10 protein-coding genes are annotated in these 16026 nt (G+C 65.8%); 6 read left to right on the top strand and 4 right to left on the bottom strand.

Features of this window, described 5'->3' with window-relative positions; translation table 11 throughout:
* Window positions 1-133: 133 nt before the first annotated feature.
* From P0D87_RS04925 to P0D87_RS04910, 4 genes are all read left to right on the top strand, one after another.
* Window positions 134-649, top strand: coding sequence for a PRC-barrel domain-containing protein (locus tag P0D87_RS04925; RefSeq protein ID WP_006046953.1), 516 nt, complete (start codon window positions 134-136; stop codon window positions 647-649).
* Window positions 650-851: 202 nt separating this feature from the next.
* Window positions 852-1262: a DUF3175 domain-containing protein gene (locus tag P0D87_RS04920; RefSeq protein ID WP_053859184.1), complete on the top strand. Its 411-nt coding sequence runs from the start codon at window positions 852-854 to the stop codon at window positions 1260-1262.
* A 162-nt stretch (window positions 1263-1424) separates the two neighbouring features.
* Window positions 1425-2744: a cation:proton antiporter gene (locus P0D87_RS04915; RefSeq protein WP_053860711.1), complete on the top strand. Its 1320-nt coding sequence runs from the start codon at window positions 1425-1427 to the stop codon at window positions 2742-2744.
* Between the two features lie 67 nt (window positions 2745-2811).
* A complete protein-coding gene (locus P0D87_RS04910; protein WP_006046949.1) occupies window positions 2812-3384 on the top strand; it encodes an FUSC family protein in 573 nt (190 codons plus the stop codon).
* Between the two features lie 312 nt (window positions 3385-3696).
* Here the strand turns inward: P0D87_RS04910 and P0D87_RS04905 are convergent, their stop codons facing one another.
* Window positions 3697-4746 (bottom strand): aldo/keto reductase, encoded by a 1050-nt coding sequence (locus P0D87_RS04905; protein ID WP_006046948.1) that lies wholly within the window; start codon window positions 4744-4746, stop codon window positions 3697-3699.
* A 241-nt stretch (window positions 4747-4987) separates the two neighbouring features.
* Here P0D87_RS04905 and P0D87_RS04900 point away from each other — a divergent pair, with 241 nt between their 5' ends.
* Complete coding sequence (locus P0D87_RS04900; RefSeq protein ID WP_082367081.1) at window positions 4988-9694, top strand: DEAD/DEAH box helicase; 4707 nt, start codon at window positions 4988-4990, stop codon at window positions 9692-9694.
* 267 nt (window positions 9695-9961) lie between these two features.
* Complete coding sequence (pdeR, locus tag P0D87_RS04895; RefSeq protein WP_006046946.1) at window positions 9962-11965, top strand: cyclic di-GMP phosphodiesterase; 2004 nt, start codon at window positions 9962-9964, stop codon at window positions 11963-11965.
* 73 nt (window positions 11966-12038) lie between these two features.
* Here pdeR and P0D87_RS04890 read toward each other — a convergent pair whose 3' ends face one another.
* From P0D87_RS04890 to P0D87_RS04880, 3 genes are all read right to left on the bottom strand, one after another.
* Window positions 12039-12926, bottom strand: coding sequence for a crotonase/enoyl-CoA hydratase family protein (locus tag P0D87_RS04890; RefSeq protein ID WP_029965677.1), 888 nt, complete (start codon window positions 12924-12926; stop codon window positions 12039-12041).
* Window positions 12927-13330: 404 nt separating this feature from the next.
* A complete protein-coding gene (locus P0D87_RS04885) occupies window positions 13331-14434 on the bottom strand; it encodes a malate/lactate/ureidoglycolate dehydrogenase (RefSeq protein ID WP_053859185.1) in 1104 nt (367 codons plus the stop codon).
* 91 nt (window positions 14435-14525) lie between these two features.
* Window positions 14526-15989 carry a M20 family metallopeptidase gene (locus P0D87_RS04880; RefSeq protein WP_006046943.1) on the bottom strand — a complete coding sequence of 488 codons (1464 nt, stop codon included), beginning with the start codon at window positions 15987-15989 and terminating at the stop codon, window positions 14526-14528.
* Window positions 15990-16026: the final 37 nt, after the last annotated feature.

The raw sequence follows: 16026 nt of genomic DNA, 5'->3' as shown, positions 1-16026 counted from the left end.
CGCAGGAATTTCAATGGGGCGCGCATCATTTACGCGGACCGCGCGAGCGCGTGGCAAACGCTTGGCGAAAGCGGACGAGGAACGCGCGTTGCTGCACTCGTCATCACCCCCAAACCTGCGAAGGAGACAGATCATGGTCATGCAAAGTCAGACGCAAGGCACGCAAGGCGCACGCATCGTCGGTAAAGGCAGCGCGACGGCGGAAGGCCCGGGCCCGGACGTAATGGCGGCAGACACACTCGACGACAACAGAGTGCTCAGCAGCGACGGCGAGGATATCGGCAAGATCAAGGACATCATGCTCGACGTGCGCTCAGGGCGTATCGCGTATGCAGTGCTTTCGAGCGGCGGCTTCCTCGGCATCGGCGACAAACTGCTCGCCATTCCGTGGCACGCGCTCACGCTCGACACCGAGCAGAAATGCTTCGTGCTGAACATGCCGGCCGAGCGCGTGAAAAACGCGCCGGGGTTCGACAAGGACCATTGGCCGTCGATGGCGGACGCGACATGGGCCACGTCCGTGCACCAGTACTACGGCAGCGAGCCGTACTGGAGCCGCGACCGTTTCGATATGCGCGATGACGCCGGCGTCGGCGATATTCCGGCAGGCTCGTCGGACGCGCCGGAAGCCGGTGGCGTGAAGCTGTAATCGGCGAGGCACGCGAAACCGCGCGGTTCGCTGCGCGGTTTATAGACTACGCGCCGGCATGCCGCCGTTGCGGCGGCCGGCGCTTTTAATTTCGAACGAGAGAACGGCGTCGCGAATAGCGCATCACGAATCGCGCATCACGCATGCAAAGCGAGTACGACCCGCAAACAGCACCAGACATCTGGCAAAGGAGGCGGCTCCGATGGCCACCAGCAAGACCACACGCAAGACGAAGCGCCCGAAGGCGCAAAGCCGGTCCGGACGTCCGCCGCGGCAACGTCACGCGCAGGCTCATGCGGCGCAGCACAAGAAGGCGTCGCGCGCGAACGGCGGCAAGAGCCCGCACAAGTGGTCGCATCACGTGATGGAAACGAGCGACGCGATGGACCTCCAGCGGGACATCTTCAAGAACGGCAACGCGGAGGAAATCGCACAGTCGCTCAAACAGTCGTCGACGAAAAGCCGCCGCCGCAAAGGCACACCGTTTCAATCGGCGATGTCGATGCTCAACTTCTACATCAACCGCGCGGGCCGAAACCTGCCGAAAACTCGCCGCGCAACGCTGGAGCAAGCCAAGCGCAAGCTGCGCGAAGCGTTTGGACGCGCGCCCTGAAGCCGCTTTCGTCCGCATCCATTCGCCTTTCACCGCATTCATGCGCGCTCTGACGCATCACATGCGCTCCCATGCCCTCATGTGCGCGTGACGCATCAAGGCTTGCGCCCTTCCACCCCGGCCGGCACGCGCCGTTTGCATGCCGGCCTTGACTGGATGCTCATGCACGAAACTTTGTGGTTTCTCATCGTCGGCTCCGTGCTCGTTTTCATGGGCGTGGCCGCGACGACGCTGCGCCGCCTGCCCGTCAGCGCGGCGATGGTGTATGTCGCGATCGGCTACGCGCTCGGGCCGCCTGGTGTCGGGCTGCTGCATCTCGACATGGCCGCCGACGCGCACTTGCTGCGCATGCTCACCGAAGTCGCGCTGCTGGTGTCGCTCTTCGCGATCGGATTGCGCCTGCGCGTCGGCGTGCTCGACAAACTGTGGATGGTGCCGCTGCGTCTTGGCTTTCTTGCGATGCTCGCGACCGTGCCGCTTCTCGCCCTCTTCTGCGTGTACGTGCTTCATCTCGGCTGGGGGCCCGCGATTCTGCTGGCCGCGATTCTCGCGCCGACGGACCCGGTGCTTGCCCACGACGTGCAGGTGCATAACCCCGGCGATCACGATCTGTTGCGCTTCGCGCTCTCCGGCGAAGGCGGTCTGAACGACGGCATCGCGTTGCCCTTCGCGATGATCGGCCTCGCGTTTTGCGCGATGCACGGCGCGGGCGCGGGCGACGTGCTCAACCTTAAACTCGCCGCGTCCGCCGTGTGGGGCGTGCTCGGCGCCATCGCGATCGGCGCGCTGCTCGGCTGGGTGACGACCCATGCGGTCGCCTGGCTGCGCACGCGCTTTGCGCATGCGCTCGGCCTCGAAGGTTTCTTCGCGCTCGGGTTGATCGGCCTGTCGTTCGGCGCGGCGCAGCTCGCGCGCACCTACGGTTTTCTCGCGGTGTTCGCGGCGGGCGTGTCGATGCGCCGCGTCGAATATCGCGCGAGCGGCGGCACGTCGCCGCGCGAAACGATCGGCACCGTCGATTCCGCCGACGTCGAAGCGACCGCGTCCGATCCCGACAAGGCGCACGCGTTCATGACCGAGTCGGTGCTCGGCTTCACGATCGAACTGGAACGTATCGCCGAAGTGATCATCATGGCGATGGTCGGCAACGTGCTCGCCACACTCGCCGCGCCGCTCTTCACGTGGCAGGCGCTCGCGCTCGTCATTGCGCTCTTCATGTTCGTGCGGCCGGCGTCGGTCGCGTTGTCGTTGATCGGCTCGGCCGCTTCGCCGACGCAGCGCCGCCTGATGAGCTGGTTCGGGATTCGCGGCGTGGGCTCGTTCTACTACCTCGCGTATTCGCTCGAACACGGGCCAGCCGCCGACATCAAGCCGCTCGTGCCGCTCGCGCTCGCGGTGGTGACTGCGTCGGTGGTGATTCACGGCGTGTCGGCGACGCCGCTGATGAACCGTTATCGCCGGCTGCGTCGTAGCGAAAGCTAGAATACGGGCGGGCTTTCGCAGCTCGCGTACCTTTCGTTTTCACCAGCCTTTGCTACCTCGCCCGCCGATGACTCCTTCCGATCACCCAGCACGAACGAAACGCGCAAGCGCCGGCGAGTCGCTGTTCGCCTTCCTCAAATCGCTGCCGTTCGGCGAGCGGCTCGTCGAAGGCAGTTTGATGGCATTGCAGGCGGTGACGGGCGCGAGCCTCGCGTTCGGCATCGGCCAGGCGCTCCACACCGAGCAGGCGTTCTGGGCCGCGATCACCGCCATTGCCGTGAGCCAGCACAGCTATATCGACACGCGCAAGCTGTCGCGCGATCAGTTCATCGGCGCGATGGTCGGCGGGCTGTGCGGGCTCGCGGGCGCGACGCTCGGCGACGGCTATTTCGCGGCCTACGCGGCGACGGTGGCGGCGGCCATCGTGATCTGCTGGATCGTCAACGTGGGCAGCGCGGCGCGGCTCGGCGGCATCACCGCGACCATCATGCTGCTGGTGCCTGGCATCGGCCCCGCGTGGGACAGGGCGATCCTGCGCCTCGGCGAAGTGACGCTCGGCACCGTATGCGCGTTGCTGGTCGCATGGTTGATGTCGGTTGTCGAAAAACGCGTGTTCGGCGCGGGCGACGATGGGCGCTGAGGGCCAGGGTTCGCCGTTCGGGCCAGGCAGTTGCAGCCGGCGCGTTGTCGTGCGGTGGACGTCGGTAGCGTTCCGGCGTCACGCCGACGTTTTGCTGAAACGCTTTGCCGAGCGCCGCTTCAGATTGATAGCGCATCGTTTCGCCGATTTTCGCGGCGCTGCGCTGCGGTCCGGCGCTGCGGATCGCAGGCGATCGTTGATCGTCATACGGGTTTGCATGAGGAAATCCGTGCAACGGATCGCGCAGCGCGTTCAGCAGCAAGGCCGACGAGCCCGGCGTATCGACGAAGCGGCCGCACTTCACGCAAAGCGTCACACCAGACGGCGCGCTTCCTCCAGTTGCTTGCGGCGCGCCTCGCCCTGGCGCGCGAGCATCCAGCCCGGATACTCGGCGGGCAGCGCGCTCACCTGATCGAGCTTCGCCAGGTCGTCAGCGGTGAGCGCGACGCCGGTGGCCGCGATGTTGTCGTCGAGTTGCTCGACTTTCTTCGCGCCGACGATCACCGACGTCACCACCCGCTGATGCAGCAGCCACGCCAGCGCGATCTGCGCGACCGACACGCGCTTAGCTTCGGCGATCTCGCGCATCGCGTCGATACAGCCGTACGCGCGCTCGCGATCGACCGGCGGAAAGTCGAACGTGGTGCGCCGGCTGCCCGCTTCACCCTGCTGCTCGCGGCCGTATTTGCCGCTCAGCAGCCCGCCCGCGAGCGGACTCCATACCATCAGTCCGAGGCCTTCGCTTTGCAGCATCGGCACCAGTTCGCGCTCGAGGTCGCGGCCCGCGACGGTGTAATAAGCCTGAAGGGTTTCGAAGCGCGCGAGCCCCAGACGCTCGGCGATGCCAAGCGCCTTCACGATCTGCCAGGCCGCCCAGTTCGACACGCCGACATAGCGCACGTGGCCGTGCTGCACGAGCGTATCGAGCGCGCGCACGGTTTCCTCGATCGGCGTGGCCGGATCGAAACCGTGAATCTGATACAGATCGACGTGATCGAGTTGCAGGCGCTTCAAACTGGCCTTCACTCCGTCGATGATGTGATACCGCGACGCGCCCCGCGCATTCGGAAACTCTCCCGTCGGGCCGAACACCTTGGTGGCCACCACGACCTTGTCGCGCGGCACCTTGAGATTTTTCAGCGCCTGGCCGGTGATCTGCTCGGACAGGCCTTCGGCATAGACGTCGGCGGTGTCGATGAAATTGATGCCCGCGTCGAGCGCCCGGCCGACCAGCCGCTCGGCGTCCGCCTGCTGCAGATCGCCGATCTGCTTCCACATGCCTTCGCCGCCGCCGAAGGTCATCGTGCCGAGACACAGTTCTGAAACGAAGACGCCGGTACGGCCAAGCTGGTTGTATCGCATTGTCGGAACTCCGTTGTGGATGAGTGGACAGGTTAGCTGTAAAGGGTACTGCAATTGGGTGAGGTCGGTTGGGTGGCGGGCGCAGCAAGTTTGCGGTCGAACCATCGACCGATGCAGCATTTGGCAAACCCCATCAAAACCTGCGAGACTGATTTCCCCATCCCGCGATTGCGGTTTTCTCGCAACGCAGGGGGTTTTCCGTCGTCTGGATATTGGGCATCGCGTCCCCATCTAAACACGTATGACTTCAGCCGCCACCGCCACCACGACAGCCGCCACGCCGCCCGCTGCGCATGCAGCCGAGCACGGCGGCCCGCTCGCGGCCTTCCACCCCGCGGTGGCCGGCTGGTTCCTGAAGACCTTCCCCGCGCCGACCGACGCGCAAGCCGCCGCGTGGCCGCAGATCCGCCGTGGCCGCTCGACGCTCGTCGCCGCGCCGACGGGTTCCGGCAAAACGCTCACCGCGTTCCTGTCCGCGCTCGACGATCTCGTCCAGCAAGGTCTCGCGAACCACGGCGCGCTGCCCGACGAAACGCTGGTGGTCTACGTGTCGCCGCTCAAGGCGCTTTCCAACGACATCCGCCTCAACCTGCAGATACCGTTGCAAGGCATCGCCGCCGAACTCGACGCGCGCGGGCTGCCGCCGCTCGACATCCGCACCGCCGTGCGCACCGGCGACACCACGCAGCAGGAGCGCAACGCGCTCCGAAAGCGCGCGCCGCACATTCTCGTCACCACGCCGGAATCGCTATACGTGCTGCTCGGCTCGGACTCGGGCCGGCGGATGCTGTCGACGGTGCGCACGGTGATCGTCGATGAAATCCATGCGCTCGCGGGCAGCAAGCGCGGCAGCCATCTCGCGCTCAGCCTCGAGCGGCTCGACGCGTTGTGCGGGCGCCGTCTGCCGCGTATCGGCCTGTCCGCGACGCAAAAACCGGTGAGCGCGGTTGCGCGATTTCTCGTAGGCGGCGCGAGTATCGACAGCGACGTTCCGGCCGATTGCGCGATCATCGACGTCGGCCATATCCGCGCGCGCGATCTCGCGCTGGAGATCCCGCCGGTGCCGCTCGAAGCGGTAATGCCGAACGAGGTATGGGAGCGCGTCTACGACCGGCTCGCCGAACTCGTCGCGCTGCATCGCACGACGCTGATCTTCGTCAACACGCGGCGCATGGCCGAACGCGCCGCGCGTCATCTGACCGAGCGGCTCGGCAAGGAGGCCGTCGCCGCGCACCACGGCAGCCTCGCGAAAGAGCATCGCTTCGACGCCGAACAGCGGCTCAAGCGCGGCGAACTGCGCGTGCTGATCGCGACGGCGTCGCTGGAACTCGGCATCGATATCGGCGACGTCGATCTGGTCTGCCAGATGGGTTCGCCGCGCGCGATCGCGCCGTTTCTGCAACGCGTCGGACGCTCGGGCCACCAGGTCGGCGGCATGCCCAAAGGCCGGCTTTTCCCGACTTCGCGCGACGATCTGATCGAATGCGCCGCGCTGCTCGATTGCGTGCGGCGCGGCGAACTGGACGCGCTGCGCATTCCGCGCGCGCCGCTCGACGTGCTCGCGCAACAGATCGTCGCCGAGGTGTCGAGCGCCGAATGGAGCGAGGACGCGCTGTTCGACCTGATGCGACGCGCCGCGCCCTACGCGGAACTCACGCGCGAGCAGTACGACGCGGTGCTGCGCATGCTCGCCGAGGGCTACACGAGCCGCAACGGACCGCGCGCCGCCTACCTCCATCGCGACGTGGTGAGCGGCACGTTGCGCGGGCGGCGCGGCGGCAAACTCGTCGCGGTCACGTCGGGCGGCACGATTCCCGAGAACGCCGACTATGCGGTCGTGCTCGAGCCGCAAGCGATCAACATCGGTACGGTCAACGAAGATTTCGCGGTCGAAAGTCTCGCGGGCGATGTGTTCCAGCTCGGCAACGCGTCGTACCGGATTCTGCGGATCGAAAGCGGCCGCGTGCGCGTCGAGGATGCGCAAGGCCAGCCGCCGAACATCCCGTTCTGGCTCGGCGAGGCGCCGGGCCGCAGCGATGAATTGTCGTTGGGCGTCGCGCGGCTGCGCGAGCAGATCGGGCGGCTGCTGGAGGCGGATGAGCCGACGGCGTCGGCTGCGCTGCTCGACGCGGACGAGGCGGCGATGGCGTCCGCGGCGCCGCTCATTGCGCAGTCGCCGAAGACGCGAGCGCGGTTGCAAAGCAAGCGGGCAACGAATGGCGAAGCGCCCGCCGAAGCCAAGCAAGCCACGCAAGCCACGCAAGCCACAGAGGTCACAGAGGTCACAGAGGTCACAGAAGTCACAGAAGTCACAGAAGTCACCCAGCCGACACAAACCCCCAACAACCCCATGCCCGCGCGCCTCGAACGCGCGATCGACTGGCTCATCGCCGAGCTCGGCCTCGACGAAGCCGCGGCGCGTCAGATCGTCGACTATCTCGCACGGGCGCGCGCCGCGCTCGGCGTATTGCCGACGCATGACACGCTCGTGATGGAGCGTTTCTTCGACGAATCGGGCGGCACGCAGCTCGTGATTCATGCGCCGTTCGGCAGCCGCGTGAATCGCGCGTGGGGCCTCGCGCTGCGCAAGCGCTTTTGCCGCCAGTTCAACTTCGAGCTGCAAGCGGCCGCGACCGAAGACGCGATCGTGCTGTCGCTGACCGGCAGCCACTCGTTCGTGCTCGACGAAGTGTGGCGCTATCTGCATTCGGCGAGCGCCGAACATCTGCTGATCCAGGCGCTGCTCGACGCGCCGCTGTTCGGCGTGCGCTGGCGCTGGAACGCGACGACCGCGCTCGGACTGCCGCGCTACACCGGTGGACGCAAGACGGCGCCGCAATTGCAGCGCATGCGCAGCGAGGATCTGCTGACGAGCGTCTTTCCCGAACAGGCCGCGTGTCTCGAGAACGTGGTCGGCGAGCGCGAACTGCCGCGTCATCCGCTAGTCGATCAGACCGTCGACGACTGTCTGCACGACGCGATGGACAGCGAGCGGTGGATCGCGCTGTTGCGCCGTATCGAAAGCGGCGACGTGCGGCTCGTCGCGCGCGATCTGCCTGCGCCCTCGCCGCTTGCCGCCGAAATCCTCAACGCGAAGCCCTACGCTTATCTCGACGACGCGCCCATCGAGGAGCGTCGCACGCAGGCCGTGCTCAACCGCCGCTGGACCGATCCGTCGAGCGCCGACGACCTCGGCGCGCTCGACCCCGACGCGATTGCGAGCGTGCGCGACGAAGCCTGGCCGCAGGCGCGCAGCGTCGACGAAATGCACGAGGCGCTCACGGGCCTCGCGTGCATCACCGAGGCTGAGGCACGCGGGAACGAAGGCTGGCCGCAATGGCTCGAGTCGCTCGCGCAGTCGGGCCGCGCGACCCGCCTGCAAATTGCCGCCGACGCCGCGCTGTGGCTGCCCGCCGAACGGCTCACCTGCTTCGCCGCGCTTTACCCGGAGCCGGACGGCCCGCGCTTCGCGCCGCCGCTGACCGCGCCGAAGGGCTACGCCGACGAGTGGAGCGCCGACGACGCCCTCGTCGACGTGCTGCGCGCGCGGCTCACAGGCTTCGGTCCACTGCCCGCCGCTGCGATTGCGGACACGTTGCGGCTGCCGCAGACATCGGTCGAACAGGCGCTCATCCGCCTCGAAGCCGAAGGCTATGTGATGCGCGGCCGCTTCACGCCGCAAGCGCTCCAGGCACCCGACGCACCCGGCGACGAATGGTGCGAGCGGCACCTGCTCGCGCGCATCCACCGCTACACGGTCAGGCGCTTGCGCCGCGAAATCGAGCCGGTCGAACGCCACGACTTCATGCGTTTTCTGTTCGAGTGGCAGCATCTGACGCCGGACACGCGCAGCGAAGGCCGCGATGCGCTCGCGGCCGTGCTCGAACAACTGGAAGGTTTCGAGGCCGCGGCCAGCGCCTGGGAGGAAGACATTCTGCCCGCGCGCGTGAAGGCATACACGAATACTTCGCTCGACGAACTATGCCGCGCCGGCAAGATCGTCTGGACGCGGTTTACGGAGCGCTCGCGCAGCGCAGCGGGCCCCGTGCGCGGCACGCCTATCGTGTTGCTGCCGCGTCCACAGGTGCGCGTGTGGAGCGCACTGATCGATCCGGCGCGTCAGCCGGAGTTATCGCCGCGTGCGCAAGCGGTTCACGACGCGCTGTCGCAACACGGCGCGATGTTCTTCGACGAATTGCTGCACGAACTTCGCGTCTTGCGTATCGAACTGGAAAACGCGCTCGGCGAACTGGTGGCGGCCGGTCTCGTGAACTCGGACAGTTTCGCGGGCCTGCGCGCGCTGCTCAAGCCGGCCGCCAAACGCAATGCTTATTCCGGCAGCCGGCGTGTGCGCTCGACGGCGCTGATCGGCGGAATGGACGATGCCGGGCGTTGGGCGCTCGTCAACCGCCCTGTTCCGGCGGCCGTCAGCGCGAACGAGGCGCCGCCGCAACCACTGCAAAGTCAGCGGCGGCGCACGTTGCCGCCCGAGATCGTCGAACATGTCGCGATGACGTTGCTGCGGCGCTACGGTGTCGTTTTCTGGCGCCTGCTCGAGCGCGAAGCCGATTGGCTGCCGCCGTGGCGCGATCTGCTTCGTGTATATCAGCGGCTCGAAGCGCGCGGCGTGATTCGCGGCGGCCGCTTCGTCAATGGATTGGCCGGCGAGCAATTCGCGTTGCCCGAAGCGATTCCGTTGCTGCGCGAAGTACGAAGGCATGCGAACGATGGTGCTTTTGTGTGCGTCGGCGGCACCGATCCGTTGAATCTGGCGGGCACGCTGCTGGTCGGGGAACGGGTGCCGGCTGTGGGCGGCAACCGCGTTCTGTATCGTGACGGCGTCGTCGTGGCCACGCTGGTGGCGGGCGCGTTCTGGTTCGACGCGTCGCTCGAAGCAAGCCCGGCTGAGCGCGAGCGCGCGCGGAGCTGGCTGACGCGGCGCTTCTGATGCCTGGCGCCGCGTGAGCAGCGTGAGCCGCATCAGCCGCGCGCCCCATGCCCCATGCGCGACGCCCCGATGTAAAGAATGCCTCACCACGCACCCTCCCCACTCCCTTTTACCGATCGACGCGCGCGCCACACAACCGCGCGTCCTTCATTGTTTTATGGCCCGAATTTCAGTGGCTTCGCTACAATGGGCCCGTCTTTAAGTATGATGAAGACTGTCTGCCGCTATCCGCCATCAGGGCCGAACGGCACACCGCCCGGGGATTCCATGAATGACGACCAACACGAGCAGGTGCTTTTTGCGCAGTTCGGCACAAGCAGCCCTTGCTGGCGTCTGTCGAGCGACAGCAACGCGCTCGAACTGACGCCAGTCACCGGGGACGTGCCGGCCAACGTGGCCATTCCGCTGAATCCCCAGCAGGCATCGCAAATCCGTTGCCTCACGGGCATCACCTCGCATGTGGTTCTCGACGTTCGCCTGTTCGGCGAGCCGCTGCGGCTGCATCTCGTCGGCAGAAAAATCAACAGCATCAGTTGGGCGGGCACGGCCTCGGCTTATGACGACACGGAGTCGGTCGCGCGCGATCTGATGCATGGTTTGTCGTTCGCCGAGCAGGTCGTGTCGGAAGTCAATTCAGTGGTCGTGATCGTCGACCGGCATGGGCGAATCCAGCGCTTTAACCGCCTCGCCGAAGAGCTCACGGGCGTGAAGGAAGAGAACATCATCGGGCGCAATGTGTGGGCGCTGTTCATGTCCTCGGAAGACGGCGCGGCGTCGAGTCAGAACATTGCGGGCTTCTTCAATCGCGGCGTGTCGTATGAAGTCGAGCGGCGCGTGAAGACGCTGCACGGCGAGCGGCTCTTCCTGTTTCGCAACAAGTTCGTGCAAAGCGGCAGCGGCATCGACGAGCAATATCTGATCTGCTCGGGCACCGACATCACCGAAGAACGTCTCGCGCAGGAACGCCTGAGGCAACTCGCCAACACCGACTCGCTCACCGGCCTGCCGAATCGCAATGCGATTCAGGACTACATTCGCACCGCGATCGAAGAAGCGGCGCCCGGCGAATCGGTGGGCGTGCTGTTTCTCGATCTCGACAACTTCAAGAAGGTCAACGATCACTACGGCCACGTATTCGGCGACCGTCTGATTCGCGACGTGTCGGCCGCCATCGGCATGTGCCTGAACGAAGGCGACACGCTCGCGCGGCTCGGCGGCGACGAGTTCATCGTGCTTGCGGCAAAAGGCACGGCGCACGAACTGGAAGCGACCGCGCAGCGCATCCTCGAACGCATGCGTACGCCGTTCAGCCTTGGGCTCGTCGAAGTCTATACGGGCTGCTCGATCGGCATCGCGCGCTATCCGGAACACGGCGACAACCTCGAGTCGCTGATCCGCTCGGCCGATACCGCCATGTACGTCGCCAAGGACGAAGGCAAGCGCACGCATCGCGTGTTCTCGCCGGAGATGAACCGCAAGGTCGCCGAGTACATGTGGCTCGACACGAACTTGCGGCGCGGCCTCGACGAAGGCCAACTGACGCTGCACTATCAGCCGAAGCTGGTGCTTTCAACCGGCGTGGTGCAAGGCGTGGAAGCGCTGGTCCGCTGGAATTCGCCGGAGCGCGGGCAGATCATGCCGGCCGAATTCATTCGTTATGCCGAGGAGTCGGGACTGATCGGCGTGCTCGGCCGCTGGGTCATGGAAACGGCCGCCAAACAGGCCGCCAAATGGAAAGCGGACGGCTACAACCTGCGCATCGCCATCAACGTGTCGGCGCGGCAACTGGTGGACACCGCCGTGGTCCGGCATTTCACCGAAGCGCTCGCCGCGGCCAATCTCGAGCCGTGCCTCGTCGATGTCGAGTTGACCGAGAGCTGCCTGATCGAAGACGAAGCCGCGGCCATCGACCTCATCAAGCACTTCCGCCAGATCGGCGCGCAGGTGCATCTGGACGACTTCGGCACCGGCTATTCGTCGCTGTCGCAACTGGGCCGCATTCCGCTCGACGTCATCAAGCTCGACCGCAGTTTCGTGCGCTCGATCAACGCCGATACGAAAGCGCAAGCGCTGGTGCGCTCGATGGTCGTGGTCGCGCAGGAACTCGGCTTCAAGGTGGTCGCCGAAGGCATCGAGACCGAATCGGAAGAAGCCTTCATGAAGGGGCTGGGCGTCGAGTATGTGCAAGGCTACCTGTACGCTCACCCGATGCCCGCCGCCGATTTCGAGCGCTGGTTGCAGGACCGGCAGAAGCTCAGGCTGATCGCCTGAGCCTGTCAGCCGCGACGGGCACGGCGGGCCGCATCGCGATTGAGTGCGCTTGAATGCGCTTGGTGCGATAGAGTCAGCCGAAATTGGCCGCGCTCGCGGCCGTCTGCCGCAGGTTGGACGTGCGGCGGTTTTGCAGCATCACGAGCCGTTCCATGAAGGCGAGATCCTTCTCTTCGATCATGAACGCGGCGTCGACCCAATCCTCGGTGATCTCCATCAACTCGGCGCGCGGCAGTTGCAGCACGCGCTGACGTGCACGCAGCATCGCGCGGATGCCGTTCATTTTCGGCTTGAGCGTGTCGATGAACGTGCGGGTCGCCACATACGCGTCGCCGGGTTCGAACAACTGATCGACGAGCCCTTTTTCCTGATGCCACTCGGCCGTATGCGATTCGCCGCCGCCGATCAGTTCCTCGGCGAGGCGCATGCCGGCCTTGCGCGCCACGAGCGAATAGCCGCCCATGCCGGGGAACAGATTGAAGGCGATTTCGGGGAAGCCCATGCGCGCGTCCGACTGCGCGAGCAGGAAGTGATGCGCGAGCGCCGCCTCGAAGCCGCCGCCGAGCGCCGTGCCCTCCACCATTGCAATCGAGATCGCGCCGGTATCGAAACCGCGCGCCGCCGCATGAACGCAGTCGACGCAAGCGCGCGCGTAGGCCATCAGCGCCTGACGCTTGCCCGAGCGGATCGCGTCGGCGAAGAAATCGAGGTCGCCGCCCACGTTGTAGATGTTCGGAATCAGCGAACCCGTCACCCAGAAATCGATCGGCAAGCCCGACTCGCGCGCTGCCTGCGCGAGCCCGAGAATGTCGTGCACCAGATCGAGATTGAAACAGGGACGCGGCTGCGCCCGCAGCATCATCCACATGACATTGCGGCCTTCTTCGTAGTAAGCGGCGATTTGCGACAGATTGCCGGCTTCGAGGAACGGGCGGCAGGCGTGGTGGTTATGCAGATTCATTTTGAACGGTCCTTTAAGGTTAAACACTGATATTGCAGTGCGAGCCTAAAACAGACCGGAATCCGATGGGAGCGGGATAACCAACAGAGCAACGCAAGGAAATGTCAAACCCTTGCGCGGCGGGCGTCGCAGCGGGGCGATTCCGTGCCGTGACGTGCGCTGGCGCGCAAACGCTTGCGCGGCCAAAATGGTGCGAGATAGCGCGATGTTTTGCGCTATCGATGGAAAGGCCCGGTGGCGCGTGTGAGTGGAAATGCGCGTTGAAAAGGTGAAAGAAAAAGCAATAAAGGCCGATTAGACGAGGCAGTCGAAATTGCTGCTTGCGAATGGGGTTTTGTTGGTGGGGTGGCAGACGGAATATGTATATTGCATGAATGCGCAACCGCTCGTCGGCATGATGAAGGCTATTGGAGCAACGCCGACCAGCGCGCGACTTCATCCGCGCTCATGCCGACCGCGAGTGCCGCCGCGGAGATCTGCGTCCACGTGGCGGCGTCGACGGGAATGCCGTTGGCTTCGCGCTCCGCGCGCGTGACGCGTTCCGGTTCGCCCGGCTCATAGATGCGCTCGGTGCCCACCGCGAGCGGCGAAGCCTTGACCCATGCGATGAAGGCGTCGGCTTCGGCTTGCGCGTCGGGGGCATCGAACGCGGCCGGATCGACGATAACCGACAGCATGCAGTTGATGATCGCGTTAGTCGTGCCCAGCGTGTCCGCATGCGTGGTGAAGCCGCCCGCGAGCGCGCCGCTGAAAATCTCGCACATGGCCGCGAGCCCGAAACCCTTGTGGCCGCCGAACGGCGTCAGCGATCCGAACGGCGCCTCGTGCATGACCTTGGGATCGGCGGTCGGCACGCCTTCATGGTCGATGAGCGCGCCGGCCGGCACCTGCTTGCGCTGGTTATACGCGACCCGCGTCTTGCCGTAAGCCACGGTGCTGGTCGCGAAGTCGAGCACGAGCGGCGGCTTGCCGGGCCGCGGATAAGCCGCGCAAAACGGATTCGTGCCGATACGGCGGTCGGCGCCGCCGAACGGCGCGACGAGCGGATCGCCGGCCACGTTGACGAAGTGAAACGACACGAGCCCGGCGCGCGCGCACTGCTCGGCCCAGTGACCGATGCGGCCAATGTGATGCGCGCCGCGCAAGCCCACCGCGCAAATGCCGATGCGCTGCGCGCGAGCGATGCCCGCTTCCATCGCCTCGAAGGCAACCACCTGGCCGAAGCCCTTGTGGCCTTCCACGGTGAGCACGGCGCCCGCGTCCTTGACGACTTCCGCATGCAGGTTCAGTTGCAGTTGCCCGTCGGCCAGCGAAGCCGCATAGCGCGGAATCATGCCGACGCCGTGCGAATCGTGCCCCGTGAGGTTCGCCGCCACCAGATGATCCGCGACCAGCTCGGCTTCGCGCGGCGCGCTGCCGGCCCGCTCCCAGATCGCCCTCACGTAGGCGTGCAGTTGGTCGGCCGCGATGCGGGGCGTGCTGGATCGAGCGAGATTGCTATCGGTCATGCGAAGTTGGGCGCTCGAAATCGAGCGCTCGAGTTGGGCACTTATCGGCAGCGAAATTCGCGACGAAGATCAGCAACGAAAATCCGCCCCCTCAAGGCGCGGCTGCAATCACCTCAGCCACCGCCGCCGTAAGTTTCCTGCCATACGGCACATGCAGAAACTCATTCGGGCCGTGTGCATTCGACTTCGGTCCCAACACGCCGCACACCATGAATTGCGACTTCGGGAAGCCCGCCTTGAGCACGTTCATCAGCGGGATCGTGCCGCCCTGCCCCATGTAGGCGACATCGGCGCCGTAATGCTCGCGCGATGCGTCGTTGAGCGCGGTGGCGAGCCACGGCGCGAGGTCGGGCGCGCTCCAGCCGCTCGCCGCGCCCGCGTCCGGCTTGAACGTCACCTTCGCGTTGTACGGCGGGTCGAATTCGAGCAGCGCCTTGAGTTCCGCGACGGCCTTCTCCGCTTCGATCAGCGGCGGCAGCCGCAGCGACAGCTTGAATGCGGTACGCGGACGCAGCACATTGCCGGCGTCGGCGAGCGCGGGCAAGCCGGCCGCGCCGGTCACCGACAGCGACGGACGCCACGTCGAATTAAGCAACGCCTCTTTCGGATCGGTCGTGGTGGGCAGCACCTGACGGCCGTCCTGGCCGCAAGCCCACGGCAGCTTCTTCCACACATCGTCGCCGAGGATCTGTGCAGTGGCTTCGGCTTCACGCAGACGGTCGGCGGGAATCGGGCTGTGAAAACCCTTCGGCAGCAGCGTGCCGTTAGCGGCGTCTTCAAGCCGGTCGAACAGTTGCCGCATGATGCGGAAGCTCGACGGCGCGATGCCGCCGTAGCCGCCCGAGTGGATGCCTTCGTCGAGCACCTGCACCTCGAGATCGCCGGCGACGAGTCCGCGCAGCGACGTCGTAAGCCACAATTGATCGTAATTGCCCGCGCCCGAATCGAGGCACACGACGAGCCCGACGTTGCCGAGCCGTTCGCGCAGCGCGTCGACGTAAGGCAGCAGATCGTAGCTGCCGGACTCCTCGCAGGTTTCGATCAGGCCGACGCAGCGCGGTCGCTCGACGCCTTGCGCGTCCAGCGCGGCGATCGCGGTGATGCTCGCGTAGATCGCGTAGCCGTCGTCGGCGCCACCGCGCCCATAGAGCTTGTCGTTCTCGAGCTTCGGCGTCCACGGACCCAGGTCGCTGCGCCAGCCGTCGAACTCCGGCTGCTTGTCCAGATGGCCGTACAGCACGATGGTTTCGTCGCTGCCGGAACGCGTGGCCGGCGTCTCGAAGAAAATCACCGGCGTGCGGCCCGGCAAGCGCACGATCTCCAGCTTCAGGCCGCGCACCGGCTGCTGCTCGACCCATTGCGCGGCGTCGGTAATCACGCGCTCCAGGTAACCGTGCTTGACCCACTCGGGATCGAACGCCGGGCTCTTGGCCGGCACCGCGATGTAGTCGGTCAGCGCGGGCACGATCTCGTCGTTCCATTTGCGGTCCACGAACTCGCGGAGCGTGTCGGGGTTAAGGCGCTGCGTCTGCTGGGTCGTATCGTCGGAGATCATGGTCGCGGTCCGTAACGGTTTCGTTCACTCGAAACGA

It is taken from the genome of Paraburkholderia sp. RL17-368-BIF-A, from assembly GCF_046054045.1.
In the GTDB taxonomy this organism is placed as follows: domain Bacteria; phylum Pseudomonadota; class Gammaproteobacteria; order Burkholderiales; family Burkholderiaceae; genus Paraburkholderia; species Paraburkholderia graminis.
The sequence above is the reverse complement of the archived record's forward strand: the minus strand, read 5'-3'. Positions and strand labels throughout refer to the sequence as shown.

Excerpts from the sequence above, each read along its gene's own strand:
- pdeR (WP_006046946.1), top strand. The coding sequence starts at position 9,962 with ATGAATGACGACCAACACGAGCAGGTGCTTTTTGCGCAGTTCGGCACA.
- P0D87_RS04900 (WP_082367081.1), top strand. The coding sequence starts at position 4,988 with ATGACTTCAGCCGCCACCGCCACCACGACAGCCGCCACGCCGCCCGCT.
- P0D87_RS04915 (WP_053860711.1), top strand. The coding sequence starts at position 1,425 with ATGCACGAAACTTTGTGGTTTCTCATCGTCGGCTCCGTGCTCGTTTTC.
- P0D87_RS04925 (WP_006046953.1), top strand. The coding sequence starts at position 134 with ATGGTCATGCAAAGTCAGACGCAAGGCACGCAAGGCGCACGCATCGTC.
- P0D87_RS04890 (WP_029965677.1), bottom strand. The coding sequence starts at position 12,926 with ATGAATCTGCATAACCACCACGCCTGCCGCCCGTTCCTCGAAGCCGGC.
- P0D87_RS04885 (WP_053859185.1), bottom strand. The coding sequence starts at position 14,434 with ATGACCGATAGCAATCTCGCTCGATCCAGCACGCCCCGCATCGCGGCC.
- P0D87_RS04920 (WP_053859184.1), top strand. The coding sequence starts at position 852 with ATGGCCACCAGCAAGACCACACGCAAGACGAAGCGCCCGAAGGCGCAA.
- P0D87_RS04910 (WP_006046949.1), top strand. The coding sequence starts at position 2,812 with ATGACTCCTTCCGATCACCCAGCACGAACGAAACGCGCAAGCGCCGGC.
- P0D87_RS04880 (WP_006046943.1), bottom strand. The coding sequence starts at position 15,989 with ATGATCTCCGACGATACGACCCAGCAGACGCAGCGCCTTAACCCCGAC.
- P0D87_RS04905 (WP_006046948.1), bottom strand. The coding sequence starts at position 4,746 with ATGCGATACAACCAGCTTGGCCGTACCGGCGTCTTCGTTTCAGAACTG.